This window comes from Phenylobacterium sp., from assembly GCF_037968635.1.
In the GTDB taxonomy this organism is placed as follows: Bacteria; Pseudomonadota; Alphaproteobacteria; order Caulobacterales; family Caulobacteraceae; genus Phenylobacterium.
Genome location: NZ_JBBKVV010000107.1, coordinates 1 through 21,201, shown reverse-complemented (window position 1 = coordinate 21,201; position 21,201 = coordinate 1). Strand labels below are relative to the sequence as shown.

Genomic DNA, 21,201 nt, shown 5'->3' with positions numbered 1-21,201 from the left:
AGGATCTAGTGTTCAGCTTCCATCCCGCCTCGGCCGCTGACCTCGAAACCCTCGTCGCCCTGCGGATCGCCGCCCTGCGCGACAGCCTGGAGCGCGTGGGCCGCTTCACGCCGCAGCGCGCCCGGGCCCGGTTCGTCGACAGCTTCCGCCCCGAGCACACCCGCCTGATCCATGTCGGCGACGCCCTGGCCGGCTGCGTCGCCTTCGTCCCCCGTGAGCAGGCCCGGGAGATCGAGCACTTCTACCTCGACCCCGCCTACCAGGGCGCGGGCCTGGGCGCCGCCGTCCTGGCCGCCCTGCTGGCGGAAGCCGACGCGGCGGGCCGGGAGGTCCGCCTCACCGTCCTGCGGGAAAGCCCCGCCAACCGCTTCTACGCCCGCTTCGGCTTTGAAGAGGTGGGCCGCGAGGGCGTGGACGTCTTCTATCGGCGGATGGCATGCAACAAATCCACAGCTTGAGTGTTATATCCGACATAATCCGCCCGCTTCAGGGCGAAGATCTCCGTGATATTCTGTCTGGGTACGGCTCTCGTTTCGCGAGTCTCCAGTTGTTTTGAAGGGCGCCCGATGGCGGCCCAGACCCCGCATTCCACCGAACAGGCCGCGCTGAGCCTGACCCTGGCCGTCGTCACCGCCTCGCCAGGCCCGCTGCTGCTGCTGGACGGCGATCTCAACATCGTCGCCGCCAGCCGGGCCTTCGGCGAGGTCTTCGAGATCGATGTGGAGGCGGCCGCCGGCGGTCCGCTGTCGGGCCTCGGCGCGGGGGAATGGGACAGGCCGCGCCTGCTGTCCCTGCTGGCCGCCACAGCCTCGGGCGCCGCCCCGATCGACGCCCATGAGCTGGTTCTCCAGCGGCCGGGCCATCCGCCCCGCAGCCTGGTCATCCACGCCCAGCCGCTGGCCTATCTGGACCTGGACAACCCGCGCCTGCTGGTGTCGGTGACCGACCTCACCCAGTCCCGCTCCGACCACAAGCGCAAGGATGACGCCCTGGCCCAGAGCCTGGTCCTGCTGTCCGAGGTCCGCCACCGGGTCGCCAACAGCCTGCAGATCATCGCCAGCGTCCTCCTGCAGAACGCCCGCAAGACCCGGTCGGAGGAGACCCGCGGCCACCTGAAGGACGCCCACAACCGGGTCATGTCGGTGGCCGCCCTGGAACGCCAGCTCAGCCAGTCCACCGAGGAGGAGATTGAGCTCCAGACCTATTTCGTCAGCCTCTGCGACAGCATCGCCGCCTCGATGATCGCCGACCCCGACCAGATCTCGCTGATCGTCACCGGGGACGGCGGCATGGTCGGGGCGCACACCTCCGTCAGCCTGGGTCTGATCGTCACCGAGCTGGTGATCAATGCGCTCAAGCACGCCTTCCCGGACGGCCGTCATGGCAGGATCGTCGTGGACTGCCAGGTGCGCGGTCCCAACTGGAGCCTCTCGGTCACCGACGACGGGGTCGGCATGCCGGCCCAGCCCAGCCTGATCCGCACCGGCCTGGGGACCAGCATCGTCCAGGCGCTCGCCACCCAGCTGGACGCCGCCGTGGAGACCGGCCCGGCCCATCCCGGGACCCGCATCACCATCACCCACACCCAGATCGCCCTGGTCGACGACGAGGAGGCTGATGAGCCCGCCGCCGGCCGGGCCGCCGCGGGCCTTTGAAGGACACCGCCGCCATGACCACGCCCCCCACCCTGCTGATCGTCGAGGACGAGATCCTCGCGGCCCTGTCGCTCCATGCGGGCTTCGAGGAGGCCGGCTATCAGGTCATGGACCTGACCAGCCGCCCGGAGGAGGCCCTGGCCGCCGCCCGTGAACGCAAGCCCGACCTCGCCCTGGTCAACATCAAGCTCTACGGCCGCAATGACGGCATCGCGCTCGCCGTCGACCTCAAGGACATGGGAATCCCGGTTCTGTTCATCAGCGGCCAGCCCAACCGGGCCGTCGCCGCCCGCTCGGTGGCGGTGGGGTCGCTCGCCAAGCCCTACAGCGTCGACGACATGATCGCGGCCGTCGGCTACCTCCTGGCCCGGCTGTCCGGCGACGGCTCCCAGCCTCGCCCCAAGGACCTGGAAGTCTTCGACGAGGACCTGCCCGAGGTGGCCTGAGGGGTCAGACTCAACTCGTGATACGCGATTTAGGTCCTTCTCCCCTTGCGGGAGAAGGTGGCCGGTCGGAGACCGGTCGGATGAGGGGTCACACTCCCCAATCCGCAGATAGCCTGACCTTCTCAACCTGAGAGGCTGATAAACCCCTCATCCGACCCTGCTCCGCAGGGCCACCTTCTCCCGCAAGGGGAGAAGGAACGGCGACTCCAATTGAGTCCCGACCCCGGAGACCGCTGGCGCGTCGGCGACACTCTTCGTCATAATCCCGCAAGCGCGCCACGCCGTTCGGAGTCATCCTGCCCTCCACAAACAGGGAGGCTCCCATGACCGCACGCCTGCGCCACTTCGCCATCAACGCCGACGACGTCCCCCGCGCCAAGGCCTTCTACGAGGCCGTCTTCGGCTGGAGCTTCACCCCCTGGGGGCCGCCCGACTTCTACCAGACCCGCGATGCGGGCGAGGGCGTGATGGGCGCCCTGCAGGGCCGCCGCGACCTGACGCCGGGGGTGAAGACAAACGCTCTGGAGACCACCTTCGCGGTCGATGACATCGCCGCCACCCTGGCCGCCGTCGAGGCCGCGGGTTGCAAGGTGCTCATGCCCCGGGTCCGCATCGAAGGGGTCGGCGACCTGATCTATTTCCAGGACCCGGAGGGCAATATCGTCGGCGCCATGCAGTACGATCCCGGCGTCTTTCCATGAGCGGAGACGGGTTCCTGGTGCGGTCGCTGGCCTCGACCTATCCCGACGGCATGGTCATCGCCGACCACGACCATCCCTGGGGCCAGCTGGTCCATGGCCGCTCGGGCGTGATGCGGGTGACCACGGAGGGCCGATCCTGGCTGGCGCCGGCCACCCGCGCCGTCTGGCTGCCGCCCCTGCGTCCCCACTCGATCCGCATGGCCGGGGCGGTGGCGATGCGCACCCTCTATGTCGCGCCGCAGATCGCCCGGCCCCTGCCGGACGAGGCCTGCGTTCTGGAGGTGGGGCCGCTGCTGCGCGAGCTGGTGCTGCACATCCTGTCGGTCGGGATGCTGGACCCGGCCGTGCCGGAGCATGGGCGGCTGGCCGGGGTGCTGGCGGACCTGATCGCCGCCGCGCCGCGCGAGGACCTGGCCCTGCCCCTGCCGATCGACCCCCGCGCCCTGGCGCTCGCCGAACAGGTCCAGGCGTCACCCGACGACCGCACCGACCTGCCCGGCCTGGCGCGGGCCGCCGGCGCCTCCCTGCGCACCCTGCAGCGGATCTTCCCCCGCGAGACCGGCCTCTCCCTCGACGCCTGGCGCCAGAAGGCCCGGATGATCCACGCCGTGGCCGCCCTGTGCGCGGGAACCTCGGTGACGGGTGCGGCGCTGGACTGCGGCTATGACAGCCCCTCGGCCTTCATCACCGCCTTCCGCCGCCAGTTCGGCGTCACCCCTGGGCGCTATCGGCCGTCACCCGCGCGCTGATCGCGGGCTGATCGGCGCCCCCCCATCCTTGCGCCCTCCGGCCCCCCGCGCGATCCTTGCCCAAAGGGGAGGCCGCCATGGATCCATTCACCCACGCCTGGGAACACCTCAGCATCCGCCGCGAGGGCGCGGTGGCCGAGGTGGCGCTGAGCCGGCCTGCCGCCCGCAATGCGCTCAACACCGCCCTGATGGAGGAGCTGACCGCCTTCGCGCGGTCGGTGCGGCGGCGCAGCGACCTCACCGCCGTCATCCTCACCGGGGCCGCGACCTACTTCTCCGCCGGCGCCGACCTGGCCAGCCAGGGGGAGCGGTCGCGCCCGACCCTGCTGGAGACCCGCGAGGCGGTGATGGCCGGCCCCGACATGTGCGAGGCCTGGGAGGCCATCGAGGCGGTGACGATCGCGGCCCTGGAGGGGTTCTGCATCGGCGGCGGCTGCGCCCTGGCCGTGGCCTGCGATTTCCGGATCATGGGGGAGGGCGGCTATCTGCGCCTGCCGGAGGTTCCCCTGGGCATCAATATGAGCTGGCGCAGCCTGCCGCGCATCACCGCCCTGGTGGGACCGGCGCGGGCCAAGCGCTTCGTGATGTTCGGCGAGGCGACCAATGCCCAGACCTGTCTCGACTGGGGCTTCTGCGACGAGGTGGCGCCGGAGGGCCAGGCCATGGCCGCCGCCCGGACCTGGGCCGCCAAGCTCGCCGCCCTGCCGCCCCTGCCGGTGCGCATGACCAAGGAGGCGGTCAACGCCGCCGTCGCCGGCGGCGCCCATGCGGCCACCTTCATGGACCGCGACCAGTACCTGCTCACCAGCCGCTCGGCCGACTTCCGCGAAGGCGTGGCCGCCTTTTTCGAAAAGCGCCCGGGCCGCTTCCAGGGCGATTGAGCGGGGCCTCAGCGGTCACATGTCGGCACATGTCGGTCGGACCGACGGCCTGCAAACCCAGGCCCCACAAGGGATGGCGGTGAGGGACGCGAAAGTGCGTTTTCCTCCATCCGCGACGGCCGACATGTGTGTCAGCCGACCGCCTTCCGCGACAGCTCCCGCGCCCTGGCCAGCCGCTCGATGCCGGCGTCCAGGGTCGCGTCCCCCTTCGAGAAGCAGAGCCGCAGGATGCTTGTGACCGGCTCGTCCTCATAGAGCGCCGAGACCGGGATCGCCGCGACGCCGGCCTCCTTCACCGCCCGCAGGGCGAAGGCCCGGTCGGGCTCGCTCACCCCCGAGGCCGCCAGGTCCACATTGAGGAAGTAGGTCCCCTGGCTGGCCAGCACCTTGAACCCCTCCGCCGTCAGCCCGGCCGCCAGCCTGTCCCGCGACCGCTGCAGACCGGCCGGCATGGCGGTGAACCAGTCGCCGGGAGTGTCCAGCCCGAAGGCCACGGCGGCCTGCAGATTGGGCGGGGTGGTGAAGGTCAGGAACTGGTGGGCGCGGGCCAGGGCATGGGTCAGCGCCGGGGCCGCGCAGAGGAAGCCCACCTTCCAGCCGGTCAGCCCGAACATCTTCCCCGCCGAGCCGATCTTCACCGTGCGCTCACGCATATTCGGCAGCGACATCAAGGGGATGTGCTTGGCCCCATCGAAGACCACCTGCTCCCAGACCTCGTCGCAGATGGCCGTCGCATCATGGGCGATGCAGAACGCCGCCAGCAGCTCCAGGTCCTCCCGGGGCAGGACGACGCCGGCCGGATTGATCGGGTTGTTCAGCACCACGAACCGGGTCTTCTCGCTGAAGGCGGCCTCCAGCATGGCCCGGTTGAAACGCCAGTGCGGCGGCTCCAGACGCACCAGCCTGGGGATCCCGCCGGCCCTTCGGATCAGCGGCAGGTAGGCGTCATAGACCGGCTGGAACACCACCACCTCGTCGCCGGGCTGCACCAGGGCCAGGAAGGTCGCGGCCAGGGCCTCGGTGGCGCCGGAGGTGATGGTGACCTCGGTCTTCCAGTCCAGGTCCAGCCCCTGGGCGCGCCTGTAGTGGCCCGCCACGGCCTCGCGCAGCCCCGGCAAGCCCGCCATGGGCGGATACTGGTTGTAGCCCTCCAGCACCTCCTGGGCGGCCTTGTGGCGGATCGCCAGCGGCCCGGGGTCGTCGGGGAAACCCTGACCCAGGTTGATGGCGCCGCGTTCGCGGGCCAGGCCCGACATCTCCTCGAAGACGGTGGTCGGAAGGTTGGCGAAGACGGGATGGGCCATGGCGCGCTCCTGAGCGGGGACGTGCCTAGCACAGCTTCCGGCGCGTTCGACCCCCTATGCGAGGGCCGATGGCTTCATGCAACCACCGCTCTTGTGAGCCCCGGGCCAGGCGCGCGCCAATGGCCCGGCGCGCCCTATTCTTCCTTGGCGCGACGCTTGCGGAGGCTGGGGTTCAGCACCTGCTTGCGCAGACGGATCGACTTGGGCGTCACCTCGACCAGTTCGTCTTCCTCGATATAGGCGATGGCCTGCTCCAGGGTCATCCGGCGCGGCGGCGTCAGGCGCACGGCCTCGTCCTTGCCGGACGCGCGGATGTTGTTGAGCGCCTTGGCCTTCATCGGGTTGACGTCCAGGTCGTCGGCGCGGGAGTTCTCGCCGATGATCATGCCCTGGTAGGTCTTTTCGCCGCCGCCCACGAACATGAAGCCGCGGTCCTCGAGGTTCCACAAGGCGAAGTCCGTCGTCTCGCCGTCGGAGTTGGAGACCAGCACGCCCTTGCGGCCCGCGTCGATGGCGCCCTTGTAGGGCTCGTAGTGGCTGAACACGCGGTTCAACACGCCCGAACCGCGGGTGTCGGTGAGGAACTCGCCCTGGTAGCCGATCAGCGAGCGTGACGGGCTCATCAGGCTGATGCGGGTCTTGCCGGCGCCGGACGGGCCCATGTCCTTGAGTTCGGCGCGGCGGGCCGAAAGCTTTTCGATGACGATGCCGGTGAACTCGTCGTCCACGTCGATCATGACGTCCTCGACCGGCTCCAGGCGATCGCCGGTCTCCGGGTCGGTCTGGAACACCACGCGGGGACGGCTGATCGACAGTTCGAAGCCCTCGCGTCGCATGCTCTCGATCAGCACGCCCAGCTGCAGTTCGCCACGGCCGGCGACTTCATAGGCGTCCTTGTCGGAGGTCTCGGTAACCCGGATGGCGACGTTGGACTGGGCTTCCTTCAGCAGGCGCGCGGCGATCACGCGGCTCTGCACCTTATCGCCTTCACGGCCAGCCAGCGGGCTGTTGTTCACCGAGACGGTCATGGAGATGGTGGGCGGATCGATCGGCTGGGCCGGCAGGGCCTCGGTGACGTCCATCGCGCACAGGGTGTCGGCCACGGTGGCTTTCGACAGGCCGGCGATGGCGACGATGTCGCCGGCTTCGGCGTCCTCGATCGGCTGGCGCTTCAGGCCGCGGAAGGCCAGCACCTTAGTGATGCGGCCGCGCTCGACTTCCTTGCCGTCCAGCGACAAGGCGTGGATCGCCATACCGGGCGTGGCCTTGCCCGACTGGATGCGGCCGGTCAGCAGGCGGCCCAGGAAGGGGTCGTTCTCGATCAGCACCGACAGGATCTGGAAGGGCTTGTCCTTGTTCTCGATGACCTTCGGCTCTGGCACGTGGCGCACGATTAGGTCGAACAGGGGGGCCAGGTTGTCGTTGGGCTTGGCCAGGTCCAGGGTCGCCCAGCCGTTCTTGCCCGAGGCATAGATGTGCGGGAAGTCCAGCTGCTCGTCCGTCGCGCCCATGGCGGCGAACAGGTCGAAGGCGTCGTTCAGGATGCGGTCGGGATCGGCGTGCGGCCGGTCGACCTTGTTGAGGCAGAGGATCGGCTTCAGGCCCATCTTCAGGGCCTTGCCCAGGACGAACTTGGTCTGGGGCATGACGCCCTCTTCGGCGTCCACCAGGATGACGCAGCCATCCACCATGCCGAGAATCCGCTCGACCTCGCCGCCGAAGTCGGCATGGCCGGGGGTGTCGATGATGTTGATGCGCGTGTCGCCCGCCTCGCCGTGCCACAGCACGCTGGTGCACTTGGCCAGGATGGTGATCCCGCGCTCACGCTCCTGGTCGTTGGAGTCCATGGCGCGCTCGACGGTCGCCTCGTTGGCGCGGAAGACGCCGGACTGGGCGAGCAGTTGGTCGACCAGCGTGGTCTTGCCGTGGTCGACGTGGGCAATGATGGCGATGTTGCGGAGCGACATTTAATTCTTATCTCGGAAAGGGCGCGGGGCTTGTAGGCGAGCGCGTGGGCTTTCGCCAGCGCAATCTCGTCGCGGGCGCTGACCATATGGTTGAGCTGTTGTGCGATGCAGCAAGTCATATACCGCACATTCCCGAATTTCATATCATTGAAAATCAACAACATTTACCGGACTCGACAAAATAACTTACGGCGACAACGCATTCGGACTTGAAGTTTTGTGCGCCGCACTGTACTTGTAATCCTGTGAGGCGGCCATGTCGCCTCTGCCCTTCCTGGGCGTTTCCTCCCTAATGAACTGCCGGGCCCTCGGGTCCGGCTTTTTTTTGGCCTGACGTCTGGGCGTGCGAAGGCCGGGGATGAAACGGCGGCTGAAAGGCCCCTAGGCGGTCTTCAGACCACTCCAGTCTGTCCCGGTCAGCATGGCGGTGAGCTGCTGCAGGTCACGCTTCAATTTGGCGAAGCCCTCGGTGGGCGTAAGCCGTGCTTCGTCCAGATAGAGCCCGCGGCTGATTTCGATCTGCAGGGCATGGGTCCGCCGGGCCGGGCGGCCATAATGCTCGGTGGTGTAGCCGCCGGCATAGGGAGCGTTGCGGGCGACGCGGTAGCCCATCGCCTCCAGCTCCCGCTCCACCTTCTGTGTCACCACAGGGGCGCAGGCCGCGCCGAAGCGATCGCCCAGCACCATGTCGCAGGCGCCCCCGCCAGATCTGGCCGCCGCAGCCGGCATGGAGTGCCAGTCCACCAGGATTGCAAAGCCGTGGGCGGCGTGAGCCTCCCCCAGCAAACGGGTGAGCGCGGCGTGATAGGGGGTGTGCGCCAGTTCGATGCGGCCACGCGCCTCGGCGAAGGTCAGTTTGCGGGCGTAAATCTCCTGACCCTCGGAGACCACCCGGGCGATGGCGCCAAGGCCGGCGGCGACCCTCGCCGAGCGGCCGCGGGCGAAGTCGGGCAGTTCGTCGGCGAACATGGAGGGGTCGAGTTCGAAGGCCTCACGGTTGACGTCCATATAGGCGCGCGCCAGGCGGGCGGAGATCACCGCGGCGCCAAGGCCGGGGGCCGCCTCGATCAGCTCATCGACAAAGGCGTCCTCGGAGCCGCGGATGGCGACGGCGTCCAGGGTGGTGGCCGCCATCATGTCTTCCGGATAGAGTCGGCCGGAATGGGGGGAGGCGAAGACCAGCGGTGTCGGCGCCGGCTGGCCGTCGAGGGCCGCGCGCCAGATGTCGAAGGCCGGCGCCGGCTTGGGCGCGGCGTCGTCAGCGACAAGGGGCTCAATGGCGGTCATTGGCCTTTATATGATGGCGTCGCCCACGGGCGGTCAAACGATCAGGCGCGGCGCATCCTTGAGGGTTCATCGCGAGTTTACATCTGGCCCACTATGGTGTGGCCTCTAGACCACTCGCGCGGAACACCCATGCCCCGGATCCTGTTGGCCGAAGATGATGATTCCCTCCGTGGCTTCCTCAGTCGCGCGTTGGAACGCGCGGGCTATGAGGTGACCGCCTGCGCCGATGGCGAAGAGGCCGCGGCGGTGCTGGACCAGGACTGGGACCTGCTGCTCACCGACATCGTCATGCCTGGCATGGATGGCATCGAGGTGGCCCGCCTTGCCGCCGCCAAACATCCGGGCCTGCGCATCATGTTCATCACCGGCTTCGCCGCCGTGGCCCTGGCCGCCGGCGAGAGCGCGCCCCCCGGCGCCAAGGTGCTCTCCAAGCCCATCCATCTGCGCGAGATCGTCACCGAGGTCGAGCGCATGATGGCCGCCGCCTGAAGGCCGCGCTTGCGCCGGAAACGGCGCTCCATTATACCGCCGCCTCCGCTCCCGAAAGGGAGACCTGACGGTCTGGACGTGTAGCTCAGCGGGAGAGCACCTCGTTGACATCGAGGGGGTCACAGGTTCAATCCCTGTCACGTCCACCATCACTTCCCAACAGATCACCCTGGTTCCGGCCCTAGGGCCGCGCGCCTTGCCAGTTGTGACCGGTTCGGCGAGACAGGTCGCTCAAATCAAGCGGACGCGGTGTTCATGCAGGCGATCGGATTGCACTTCGGCCACGACGCCAGCGGGGCGGTGCTGGATCAAGGCGGCCTCACGCAATTTCTGAACAAGGAACGCCGCACCCGGGTCAAGCATGCCCTGGGACTGTCCTCTGACGACCTTCGCGAGCTGTTGGAGGGCGCGCCCGCTGATGTCCTGCTGGGATTGTGCTCGACCCAGCTGGTTCCGATGTTTCACGACGCCGATGTCGAGATCACGATGGCCGGCGGCGAGGCCATGGGCGCCGAAGACTTTTTCGGCCGCATCCCGGCCGGCCACCACTATCGCAGGCTGATCCCCTGGCACGCCGACTTCCTCGGCCGGGGCGGTGCGCTGGTGCGGGAGAATTTTCCCTATTACAGCGCCGCCAATGAGGGGTTCAACCAGTCCTACGAGGCCATGGCCATGGTCGGCGCCCAGACGCCGGCCCTCTCCCGCGCCATGCACATCGATGGCGAACTTCGGCTCGACGGCCGTGCCTATCGCGCCCGATTCTATCAGCATCACTATCTGCACGCCCAGTATGCAGCCTATGCGGTCAGTCCTGATCGACCGGCGTTGGTCATCAGCGCCGACGGCGGTGTTGGCCCGTCCTTCGCGGGGGGCGGCGTCTATTTCTGGACGCCGGGACAGAAGCTGCAGGCGATCACACCCACCGACGGATGGCTTGGCGAGTTCTACGACACCGTGGCGTCCATGCTCGGCCTGGGTGACTCGGGTGGAGCCGGCAAGCTTATGGGGCTCGCGCCCTATGGCCGCCCGATCTATTTCGACGCCGCCCTGGTGGGGACGCGATGGCAGATCACCGACCAATACAAGGTCGGCATGCGCGAGGTGATTCAAAGGTGGTTCGCTCGGCAGCGGATCGACGCGGCCAAGCTGGTGGCCTGGAACACCTTCGACGAGACCCCGCCGAACCTCGTGGCCGATATTGCAGCCTCGGCCCAGCTGCTGCTGGAACACAATGTCCTGGCGATCCAGCGCGCCGCTCAGGCGATAGCCCGGCGCGCCGGCTTCCAATACGAGCAGATCGCCCTGACCGGCGGTCTGGCGCTGAACTGTCCGGCCAACAGCAACCTGTCGGTGGTCCAGGACGTCCCGGTGGTGGTTCCAGCCGCCGTCAACGATGAGGGGCTGTCGATCGGCGCCGCGGTCGCCGCCTATTTCGACGCTCATGGTGTCTATCCCGCACCACCCGCCAGCTACGCCGAGGCTGTCTATCTCGGGGCCGATATTCTGCAGCCCGATGTCTCGGCGGCGGCCGAACGCCACGGGTGGCGGCGCGTGGAAGATGTCGATCCTCTGAAGCGGACATGCGCCCTGTTGCTGGGGGACCAGGCGGTGGGCATCTGCTCAGGCCGTAGCGAGGTGGGTCCGCGGGCGCTCGGTCACCGCTCGATCCTGGCCAATCCAGCCTCGGCGGGGAGTTGGGCCGCGGTGAACCGCCTGAAGCGCCGCGAGCCCTGGCGTCCATTTGCGCCGGCGGTCCTGCAGAGCGAGTCGGCGACCTATTTCGACCGCGGCCCGGCGGAGTCGCGCTACATGCTGTTCAACTACCGCAGCCGGACCCAGGCGCTGCCAGCTGTGACCCACTTCGACCACACCTCGCGACTGCAGCATGTGGGGGCCGAGACGGGGCTGCTGCACGACCTGCTGCTTGCCATGACCGAGGTCGGCGCGCCGGGGGTGTTGATGAACACCTCCTTCAATGGTCCGGGCGTGCCTATCGTTGAGACGGCGGACGACGCCTTCGCCGAGGCCACCAAGCTGGGGCTCGGCTACATCCTCACCGATTTCGGGCTGTTCATGGGGCCAGCCGCGCCCTGAGGCGGGGCGTCTGACCAGACCAGCAGATCGCCCCAAATCAGGTCGCCGGATGACCCGGCGTCATGACGGACTGCCGCCGCGAAATCTTTTTCCGAAGGGTGAGGCCGCGTTGCAACAGTGGCTTTTCTGGCCTTCGCGTCATCTGCCGACCGACCGGCCGGTTTTTTCGAAATCCCGGCACGATCCGAACGTCGTTATGAGAATTCGAACGCCAGAAAACGCCTTTAAAACCAAATTCCTAGGAATTCTGCCGGCGATCCATCAAACTTTTTCTGTCCTCGGTATGTTTCCGGGTAATATATTTATCAGTTATGTCAAAAGCTTAGCGTCTGGTCAAGTCCATTTCGAACTCGAAACATTCCGAACGCGGCTCTGGCGCTCCCAAGTGAGACGCACGATTATCGCGCCACTCATCGGCCGCTTAGCTCCCAGGCATTTCAAACTGGGGACAGGCCGTTTGAGGGGGAAAGGAAACATTGATGTCAAAAAGCAGATATTTCTGCGGTGGATCGATCCTGGCCGTCGCCCTGACCATGGGGCTCGCCGGGAACGCCGCTGCACAGGACGATTCCGCCACGGTTGAAGAAGTCGTGGTGACCGGCTCCTTCATCGCCGGCAGCCCGGAAGACGCGGCCCTGCCGGTCGACGTGATCGGCGCCAAGGAGCTCGCCAACCGCGGCTCGCCCACCATGGTTCAGCTCATCAAGACCATCCCGTCGTCGGGCGCGGTGATTGGTGAGAACAACCGCTTCGGCTCCGGCTCGGGCGCGGCGACCATCAACCTTCGCAACCTGAACTCGGCCGTCACCGGCTCGCGCACCCTGGTGCTGTTCAATGGCCGGCGTCTGCCGACTTCGCCCCAAGCGATTTCGTCGGTCGACATCAACCTGCTGCCCACCGCCGCCATCGGCCGCGTGGAAGTCCTGAAGGACGGCGCGGCGGCGACCTACGGCTCCGACGCCATCGGCGGCGTGGTCAACTTCATCACTCGGACCGATCTGCAGGGCTTTGAGCTCAACGCCAACTACCAGGGCATCTCCGGATCGGGCGGGGACTACGAAGGCAGCATCGCCTACGGATACAAGGGCGACCGCGCCAACCTGCTGCTGAGCGCAGGCTATCGCCATCGTTCGGAGATGTCGGTCAAGGAACGCGACTGGGCCCTGCGCACCGGCCCGAACGGCTATCTTGAGAACCCGCTGGGCGGCTGGGCCGGCACCGGTAACCCGGGGCAGTATAACACCGCGACCTCCGCAGCCAACGCGGCCGCAGGGGCGTTCTCAGGCTCTCTGCCGGACATCGGCTGCGCGGCCAACGGCGGCTCGCCCTACGTCCTGGGCAGCGCCATCGTCAGCCCGACCTCGTGCAACTTCCAGTACACGACCTTCGACAACCTGATCGAAGACGAAAATCACTACCAGCTCTACGGCAAGCTGAACGTCGACATCACCGACAACATCGAAGGCAATATCGAGGTTCTCTACGCCTCGCACGACACGCCCAACCAGAGCTGGGCGATCACCGGGCCGAACCAGTTCCCGACCCCGATCGCGGCTTCAGGCGGCTCCCCCGGCGGTGGCACCTCGCCGATCCCGGCCACGGGCACCAGCGAGCAGTCCCGCTTCTATATCCCCAACACCAACCCGGGCCTGCTGGCCCTGCTCGGCCAGATCGCCACCGCAAGCTGCGCAGGTCCGGTCCTACCCTATGGCGTGGACGCGGCCAGCTGCGCCACCGGCCTGGGCCTGGCGCAAAGCCAGGCCGCCAACGCCGCCCTCTATGGCGTCGCCGGCAGCCAGACCTCCTGGCGTCCCGTCGGCTTCGCCGGCAATCCCTATACCAACGATCGCCACAGCCATTACTCCTACAAGGTCGACACGTTCCGGGTCGCCGGTGGGTTCAAGGGCAAGTTCGAGAACGGCGTCGGTTGGGAAGTCGGCCTGACCTACCAAGAGCAGGACTACAACTACAACCTGCAGGACACCTCGGTGAACCGCCTGCAGCTGGGCCTCAGCGGCTTCGGCAGCCGGGCTGGCAATGCGGACCAGTGCACCGCAGCGGAAACGGCGAACTTCACCACCAACGCCGGTAACGCCGCCCTGGGTTGCTTCTACTTCAACCCCTTCGCCAACGCGATCCAGCAGAGCACTTCGAACGTCGCCGCCAACCCCTACTATGTGGGTTCAAGCTCGACGATCGCGGGTCTGAACGACAGCGTCGCCAACCGCGCCGCCGTCTTCAACTGGATGGAAGAAGAACAGTTCAACGAAATCTCCAACAAGCTGTTCGTCGCCGATGTCGTCTTCAGCGGCGAAAGCGGCTTCAAGCTCTGGGGTTCGGACAACATCTCCTGGGCCGCCGGCGGTCAGTTCCGCTACGACCGTCAGATCCAGGACCCGGACGTGGTCTACGACGCCAACGCCACGCCTTGCGTCGACAGCCCGCCGTTCGGCGACGGTTCGCCCTATTGCCCCACCACGGCCAACGGTCCGTTCCTGTTCAACGCCAACCTGCGTCCCTACGACGTGGAGCGGAAGGTCGGTTCCGGCTTCTTCGAACTCCGCCTGCCGATCACCGACAGTCTGGAAGGCTCCCTGGCGGCGCGTTACGAGTACTACCAAGGCCAGGGTGAGACCTTCAATCCGAAGGCCGCTCTGCGTTGGCAGGCTCTGGACTGGCTGGCCCTGCGCGGTTCGGTCAGCACCACCTTCCGGGCGCCGGCCGCCACCATCACAACCACGAACTTCACGCGGGGTCTGACGGCGGCGAGCGGCACCTATCGGGCCAACGACCTCTACGGCAACCCGAACCTGGAACCGGAAACGGCGCTGACCTACAGCGTCGGCGCGATCGTGAAGATCGGGCCCTTCGACGCCACGGTCGACTATTGGAACTTCGACTTCCAGGACGCCCTGACCTCGGAAGCCACGGCCGACCTGATCGCGATCATGTTCCCGGCCGGCGCCGCGGCGCCGACCAGCACGGGCAATTGCGGCAACGCAGCCTATGCCGCCGTGCAGGCCCGGTTCACCTTCGCCGGCGCCTGCCGTCGCGACAACATCCTCTCGTACCGCACCAACTACATCAATGGCGGCGGCGTGAAGACCGATGGGGTCGACTTCCAGGCCAACCTGCAGGTCGGCGAGCTGTTTGGCGGTGACCTGAGCACCGGCTTCGACGGCACCTACCTGCTGAACTACGACGAGTCGCCCTACGCGATTGAAGGCTTCCAGACCTCGGCGGGCGTCATCAAGCGCGCGGGCACTTACCGGGCCTCGATCTTCACGGGCTACAACCGCCTTCGCGCCAACGCCTATATGAACTGGTCGTCGGGCGGTCAGAACCTGCGCTGGCAGATTCGCCACGTCTCCTCGACGTTGCAGACGGAGGCGACCCCGGTCGCTATCGCCAACAACGTCAAATCGACCGCCAAGATCGCCGAATACTGGCAGCACGACGTGACCTACCGGGCCGAACTGCCCTGGGATACCGCCCTGACCCTCTCGGTCATGAACGTTCTCGACAAGGACCCGCCGTTCGCCATCGGCACCCAGTACAACTACGACCCCGGCAGCGGAAACCCGCTGGGCCGCGTCTACAGCGTCGGCATCAAGAAGCGCTTCTAAAAGGCCTCGGGGCTACGGCCCCGAAGGCTCGAGACTGGACGCCGCCCTCTCACGAGGGCGGCGTTTTCTTTTTCGGCCCACCTGAGGCCGCCCGCGCTTCGATTCGCCGGCCGCCGGAGCGTCATGCCGGGTGCGCCCGCGCCGCCGTGCGCCGCCGAGGCTTCCCTCACGGCAGGCGCCTTACAAGTTCTCCGCCTGGCCGTGTCTTTAATGCAACGCGCCTCCTTGCGTGAATGCGGCGCCGCACACTCCGAAAATTCACGCGGGGTTCAAAAACCGCCCGCGCATCCTCAGGTCGCATATCTCGGCTCGCCGAATTTTCACCGCCGCTGTTGCGTAAGGGAAATCTTGGCGCGACGCTCCTGTGAGGGGAATCAAACGCGCCGCAATCCGTCCGTAAACAAGGACTTCCTGATCGCCGATCACCCAGAGGCTAGTGTGCGCCGCAACACATAACGCCGTTTTGTTTCATCACGGAAAAATCCCTGGCGCTGCGGGGGGCGGCGCCAGATGATTGTTTCTTCGCATGAGTCAAAACGCCCAAACCCACATTCAAGGGCGCACTCGAGGGGGAACGATTATGTTGAAGAGCAGATATTTCTGCGGCGGGTCCATTCTGGCCGTCGCCCTGACATTGGGAGCGGGCTCCGCTTTCGCCCAGGACGCCACCGTCGTTGAGGAAGTCGTGGTCACCGGCTCATTCATCGCCGGGTCGTCCGAGAAGGCCGCCCAACCGGTGGACGTCATCGGCGTTCAGGAACTGGCCAAGCAAGGGGCGCCCAGTGTCGTCCAGCTGGTCAAGACCCTGACGGCGGCCCAGTCCTCGCTTGGGGAAAGCAATCGCTATAACGGCGGCGCCGGTACCGCCTCGATCAACCTGCGGGGCCTCGGTTCGTCGCGCACCTTGGTCTTGATGAACGGCCGACGCCTCGCCGACACGACCGCCGCGGCCTTCCAAGGCGGTGGTCAGGACCTGAACTTCATGCCCACGGCCGCGATCGCCCGGATCGAAATCCTGAAGGACGGCGCCGCCGCCACCTACGGCTCCGACGCCGTGGCCGGCGTGGTGAACTTCATCACCCGCAAGGATCTCGACGGCTTCGAGTTCAACGGCAACTACGCGTTCATCAAGGACTCCGACGGCGGCGACTGGGATGCCAGCATCGCCTACGGCAAGCAGTTCGATAACGGCAACATGCTGCTGACTGCGGGCTACCGTACCCGTGGCCGCCTCGACGCCCAGGATCGCGACTACGCTGTCCGGCCGTTCGAATCGGTCTTCTACGGCGGCTGGTCCGGCTCTGCGAGCCCCGGTTCGTACGGCACGCCCAGCGGCGCCGGTCTGTTCCGCGACAACGGCTGTAACGTCCTGGGCTCCCAGGAACTGTCCGGCACCCTGAAGCCGGTCGCCAGCGGCGGCGCGCTTTGCCGGTATCAATTCAGCAACTTCAACGACTTGGTGAACGAAGAGCATCACTATCAGCTCTACGGTGAAGTCAACTTCGACCTGACCGACACCACCCGGTTCCACGCCGAGATCGCCTGGAACCGCAACGATGTGCCCGATCAGCGCCTCTCGCCCGCCAACCTGACCACCCAGTTCCCCACGGCCAATACGTCGGGCTCCACGGCGCCTCCCGGCTACAACAACCAGACGCGCTACTTCGTGCCGGCGTCGAACCCCGGCCTGATCGCCCTGCGGACCAACTGCGCCGCGCCGCTTACCGCGGCTCAATGCGCGGCCATGGCCGGCGGGGTCACCACCAGCCAGACCGCCTGGCGCCTGATCGGCGTCGAAGGTCATCCGCTGAATTCCGACGGCGCCGACTACCAGCAGATCGAGCAGACCCAGTACCGGGTTTCCGCCGGTCTGAACGGCCGGTTCAGCGGCGGGCTCCTGGATGGGATCGGCTGGGATACGGCCCTGACCTTCATGGAAAACAAGGGCATCGTCACCACCAACGACCTGCTGGTGAACCGCATCCAGCGGGCCTTCAACGGCCTGGGCGGCGCGGGCTGTAACTACAACACCGGCACCCCCGGCGTCGGCGCCTGTAAGTACCTCAACCCCTTCAGCAACGGTATCGCCACCAGCGCGATCAATGGGAACGCCAACCCCTACTACGTGGCTTCGGTGGCCAACGATCCGGCCATGAAGGCCTGGCTCTACGGCACCTACACCAATGTGGCGACCAACCAGATCCTGGTGGCCGATGCGGTGATCAACAAGGAAACCAGCATCGCTCTGGGCGGCGGCAACATCGCCTGGGCGGCCGGGGTGCAGTATCGCTTCAATCGCAACGTGGACGACTGGTCCGATCTGGGCGACGTGCAAGCCACGCCTTGCGTCGACTCCATCGACGGCCAGCAGGGCCTCTGCGCGAACCCCACCGGCCCGTTCGTCTTCTTCGGCGCCCAAGCCGACAATGACGTCGACCGCCGGGTCGGCGCGGCCTTCGCCGAGGTCAAGCTGCCGGTGCTCGACACGCTGGAAGTCAGCGCCGCCGTGCGTCACGAAGACTTCGGCGGCAACGTCGGCTCCACCACCAACCCGCGGATCTCGGCCCGCTGGCAGGCGATGGACTGGCTGGCCTTCCGCGGTTCGGCGGGCACCACCTTCCGTGCGCCGGGCCAGACGGCTCTGACGCCCGGCAGCAGCAAGGGCGTTCGCAACATCGCGGGCTCCTATCGCGCCGTGGTGACGGAGAACAACCCGTTCCTCGAACCTGAGACCGCGACGACCGGCAACCTGGGGGTCATCGTCACGGCCGGTGGCTTCAGCGCCTCGGTCGACTACTGGACCTTCGACTTCAAGAAGGAACTGATCGTCGAGGACGCGGGCCAACTGCTCGCCGCCCTCAACGCCGCCAACTGCGCCAAGCCCGCCTTCGCGGCGCGCTTCGTGAATGTCGGCGGCGCCCCGGTCTGCACCACCCAGGCCAACGTGCTGCAAGCCACGATCAAGATCGTCAACGGCCAGAACACCAAGACCTCCGGCTTCGACCTTCGCGGCCAGTATGACTTCGACAACTTCTTCGGGATGGATTTCTACGACACCCAGGTGACGGTGGGCGCCGAAGCCACCCTGACGAAGGAATACAAGCGCGGTGAGACCACCTTGCTTGAAGATCCTTCTGTGGTCATCGCTCCGGCGATCGACCGGGCCGGCAAGCACGACCTGACGGGCGAATTCTACTCGTTCCCGAAGACCCGCGCCTCGGCCTTCATCAATGTCGCCGGTGAAAAGTGGAACCTCCGTTACCAGCTGCTCTACCGTGAGGGCACGACCATCGCCGCGCCCGTCTGCGTGGGTGATGCGGGCGCCGGCACCACCGCCGACTGCCGCTACAACTACTCTACCGGCACCTATCAGAGCACCGGCAAGCTGGACGACTACTGGCAGCACGACCTCAACCTGCGGGTCGACCTGCCTTGGGAAACCACGGCGAGCTTCAGCATCCAGAACATCCTGGATACCGATCCGCCCTACGCCCAGAGCTTCTACAACTACGACGTCACCAACGGGAACCCGCTGGGCCGCGTCTTCAAGGTCGGTCTGAAGAAGACCTTCTAGACAAGAGAGAACGACCGGCGGCGGGCTTCCCGTCGCCGGACTTTCCCAACGCAACTGAAGGGCGTCGTCCAGCCGGGCGACGCCCTTTTCTTGTCAGGGCTTCTCGCGGGACGGCAAGAGGGCGATTTCCTCCGGCGTCAGCTTGCGCATCCCGCGCACCTCACACCGCTGCAACCGGCCGAAGGGTCCCTCAGCGACGATGGTGGCGTCGAGCGGGGAGCACACCAGCGATGAGCCCCGGGACTTGATGGCGATCCGGTTCTGGCTGCCGATGTCGGGGCAGATGCCCATCAAGTTCAGTTGATAGACGTCGCGCACCCCGACCCGGATGTTCAGTGTCGTCTCGTTGACCACCGCGTAGTTGGAGACGTTGCGCGCCGGGAAGCAGGTTCGAGGCGACTTCGCGGCCGCCGCCGTCGCCCCGGTCAGGAGCGTCAAGGCCGCGATGGCGAGCGTGAGCGAATGGGGTTTCATCTTCGTCTCCTCGGCAAGACCGTCCCGGAAACCTTATGGCGTGGAGCCCGGGGCGGAAGTGCGGCCACGACGCATCGCGCGCCGAAGAAAGCGAGCCGGATCAACCAGTTCCGATAACCCTGCCGGGATTGGAGAGGGCGCGCCCAGAGCCAGAGCCACGACGTGCTCGGCCAGCAGCGGGGCCAGGCAGAAGCCCCGCGATCCAAATCCGCCCAGCAGGAAGAGTCCGTCCTCCGCCCCTGGCGCGGCGCCGGCCAGCGGCAGGTGGTCTGCCGTGGTGGCGCGGACCGAGGCCCGGCCTTCCAGGGCCTGACCCTCCAGCCGGCGCGCAAGAACGGGGAGGGCGGCGGTGAGGGTGGCGCGGTTCCGAGCGTGATCGGTCTCCCGAACCTCGGTCCCCAAATCTTCGCGGTCGTGGGTGGCGCCGAACAGCAGGCCACGCCGGGTCGGCAGGACATAGCCACCCCAGGCGGCGGCGGGGGCCTTGTCGAAATCCTGGACCCAACTGGCCTGACCACGCACGGGACGGATTTCGGGCTGCGGCCACAGGGGTTGATGGCCGGTGGCCAGGATCACCGCCTCGGCCTCCGCAATCGTCGCGCCGTCCGCTCCGACGAGACGCCAAACGCCGACCGACCGGTGCAGGCCGACCACGGTGGCCCGTCGCACCACCCCGCCCCAAGCCGCCAGCACCGCGGGAGGCGTGATGGTCAGGGCGCCGGTGAGGTCCAGGCCAGCCGAAACAGCCTCACCCATCCGGGCGCTGGCCTCGCTGGCGTCGCGCGGCGCCAGGGCTCCGGGTTCGAAGAGGTCGGAGCCGGAGATCTTGGCGAACCGTCTGAGGTCCCGCTCACCGTCGGCCAACTGCAGCACGCCGCGGGACAGGATGGCGTCGGGGACCTCCTCGTAGAGCGCCAGGGCGCGACGATAGGCCTGGGCGAAGAGGGCGGCGAGCGGCCCAAGGCCGGCGTCGAGGCGTGGTGTCACCAGGGCGGCCGGATTTCCCGACGCCCCGGCCCCAAATCCCTCGGCGTCGATCAGAATTGGCTCGCAGCCGAGGGCGCGCAGGGACCGGGCCGCGCTGGCTCCGGCGATGCCCGCGCCCACGATGACCACTCGCGGCGTCGGCGCCGAAAGGTGCGCGCCGGGCAACCTGGCCTCCAGGCGCTCCCGCTTACGGCCATGACCAGGACGCTTCTCAGCGGTGAAACCGGCGCCCTGAAGGCCGCGACGCACGGCGCCGGCCACAGTGAACGTCGCCGCGCGAGCCCCTGGCGCCGAGCGTTTGGCCACCAAGGCAAGCAAGGCTTCGTCCCACATGTCGGGATTGAGCGCGGGTGAGAAGCCGTCGAGGAACCAGGCGTCGGCCCGACCTTGCCAACCTTCAAGGCCCTGATGGGCACCCATCACCGCCAGATCCAGGGTGGCGTGGACTTCCGGGAGATCGACACGATGAAACCCGCGGGCCTCGCCTGGCCAGCAGTCGGTCAGCAGGCGCGCGAGATCGGCCAGTTCCGGCCAGGCGGCGAGGGCTCGACGGGCTTCGTCGGCGCTCAGCGGATGCGCCTCAACGGAGAAGACATGAAGATGCGCGTGAGGCTCGCGGGTCGTGCGCCACAGGTCGAGCAGGGCCAGTAGGTTCAGGCCGGTTCCGAAGCCGAGCTCTCCCACCACGAATCGGTCACGTCCGGCCCAGGCGATGGGCAGGCCGCAGCCGGCAAGGAAGACGGCGCGGGATTCCGCCAGGCCGTCCTCTTTGGAGAAATAGACATCGTCATAGAGCCGGGAGCGCGGGTGGCCCTCCTCAGTCCAGACCAGCGGGGAAGGCGGGGTTTGATCGCTCATGAGACCGCGCAACGAAAAGGGCCGCCCCCGGATGGGGACGGCCCTTCGTAAACGCAGATGCGTTCGAAAAGCTTAGTGCTTTTCGAACGCATCTGCGTTTACGAAGGGC

15 protein-coding genes and 1 tRNA gene are annotated in these 21,201 nt (G+C 67.1%); 11 read left to right on the top strand and 5 right to left on the bottom strand.

Annotated features, from left to right (window positions below; translation table 11 throughout):
- Positions 1-8: 8 nt before the first annotated feature.
- The 6 genes from AAC997_RS12940 to AAC997_RS12915 all read left to right on the top strand — a co-directional run bounded on the left by AAC997_RS12940 (position 9) and on the right by AAC997_RS12915 (position 4,432).
- Positions 9-458 carry a GNAT family N-acetyltransferase gene (locus tag AAC997_RS12940; protein ID WP_340646112.1) on the top strand — a complete coding sequence of 150 codons (450 nt, stop codon included), beginning with the start codon at positions 9-11 and terminating at the stop codon, positions 456-458.
- A gap of 108 nt (positions 459-566) precedes the next feature.
- Positions 567-1,655, top strand: coding sequence for a sensor histidine kinase (locus AAC997_RS12935; protein WP_340646111.1), 1,089 nt, complete (start codon positions 567-569; stop codon positions 1,653-1,655).
- 14 nt (positions 1,656-1,669) lie between these two features.
- The gene (locus tag AAC997_RS12930; protein ID WP_340646110.1) at positions 1,670-2,101 is read left to right on the top strand and encodes a response regulator; all 432 of its coding nucleotides are present in this window, start codon (positions 1,670-1,672) and stop codon (positions 2,099-2,101) included.
- A 323-nt stretch (positions 2,102-2,424) separates the two neighbouring features.
- Complete coding sequence (locus AAC997_RS12925) at positions 2,425-2,802, top strand: VOC family protein (protein ID WP_340646109.1); 378 nt, start codon at positions 2,425-2,427, stop codon at positions 2,800-2,802.
- Positions 2,799-3,551: a helix-turn-helix transcriptional regulator gene (locus AAC997_RS12920; RefSeq protein ID WP_340646108.1), complete on the top strand. Its 753-nt coding sequence runs from the start codon at positions 2,799-2,801 to the stop codon at positions 3,549-3,551. The genes AAC997_RS12925 and AAC997_RS12920 overlap by 4 nt, the downstream gene beginning before the upstream one ends.
- A 77-nt stretch (positions 3,552-3,628) precedes the next feature.
- Positions 3,629-4,432, top strand: coding sequence for an enoyl-CoA hydratase/isomerase family protein (locus tag AAC997_RS12915; protein WP_340646107.1), 804 nt, complete (start codon positions 3,629-3,631; stop codon positions 4,430-4,432).
- Between the two features lie 131 nt (positions 4,433-4,563).
- Here AAC997_RS12915 and AAC997_RS12910 read toward each other — a convergent pair whose 3' ends face one another.
- From AAC997_RS12910 to AAC997_RS12900, 3 genes are all read right to left on the bottom strand, one after another.
- Positions 4,564-5,736 (bottom strand): aminotransferase, encoded by a 1,173-nt coding sequence (locus tag AAC997_RS12910; RefSeq protein WP_340646106.1) that lies wholly within the window; start codon positions 5,734-5,736, stop codon positions 4,564-4,566.
- Between the two features lie 134 nt (positions 5,737-5,870).
- Entirely contained in the window at positions 5,871-7,703 is a 1,833-nt protein-coding gene (gene typA / locus AAC997_RS12905) for a translational GTPase TypA (RefSeq protein WP_340646105.1), read from the bottom strand.
- Between the two features lie 381 nt (positions 7,704-8,084).
- Positions 8,085-8,990 (bottom strand): N-formylglutamate amidohydrolase, encoded by a 906-nt coding sequence (locus tag AAC997_RS12900; RefSeq protein WP_340646104.1) that lies wholly within the window; start codon positions 8,988-8,990, stop codon positions 8,085-8,087.
- Positions 8,991-9,119: 129 nt separating this feature from the next.
- On the opposite strand from AAC997_RS12900, the gene AAC997_RS12895 reads away from it, so the two are divergent.
- From AAC997_RS12895 to AAC997_RS12875, 5 genes are all read left to right on the top strand, one after another.
- Positions 9,120-9,479: a response regulator gene (locus AAC997_RS12895; protein WP_340646103.1), complete on the top strand. Its 360-nt coding sequence runs from the start codon at positions 9,120-9,122 to the stop codon at positions 9,477-9,479.
- Positions 9,480-9,553: 74 nt separating this feature from the next.
- Positions 9,554-9,628 (top strand) — tRNA-Val (locus tag AAC997_RS12890).
- Positions 9,629-9,734: 106 nt separating this feature from the next.
- Positions 9,735-11,573: a carbamoyltransferase C-terminal domain-containing protein gene (locus AAC997_RS12885; protein ID WP_340646102.1), complete on the top strand. Its 1,839-nt coding sequence runs from the start codon at positions 9,735-9,737 to the stop codon at positions 11,571-11,573.
- A gap of 479 nt (positions 11,574-12,052) precedes the next feature.
- On the top strand, positions 12,053-15,199 hold the full coding sequence (locus AAC997_RS12880) for a TonB-dependent receptor (RefSeq protein WP_340646101.1): 3,147 nt from the start codon (positions 12,053-12,055) through the stop codon (positions 15,197-15,199).
- Positions 15,200-15,779: 580 nt separating this feature from the next.
- Positions 15,780-18,773 carry a TonB-dependent receptor gene (locus AAC997_RS12875; protein ID WP_340646100.1) on the top strand — a complete coding sequence of 998 codons (2,994 nt, stop codon included), beginning with the start codon at positions 15,780-15,782 and terminating at the stop codon, positions 18,771-18,773.
- Positions 18,774-18,866: 93 nt separating this feature from the next.
- On the opposite strand, the gene AAC997_RS12870 is transcribed toward AAC997_RS12875, so the two are convergent.
- Positions 18,867-19,247, bottom strand: a complete 381-nt coding sequence (locus AAC997_RS12870; protein WP_340646099.1) for a DUF6491 family protein — start codon at positions 19,245-19,247, stop codon at positions 18,867-18,869.
- Between the two features lie 33 nt (positions 19,248-19,280).
- A complete protein-coding gene (mnmD, locus tag AAC997_RS12865; protein WP_340646098.1) occupies positions 19,281-21,092 on the bottom strand; it encodes a tRNA (5-methylaminomethyl-2-thiouridine)(34)-methyltransferase MnmD in 1,812 nt (603 codons plus the stop codon).
- Between the last annotated feature and the right edge of the window lie 109 nt (positions 21,093-21,201).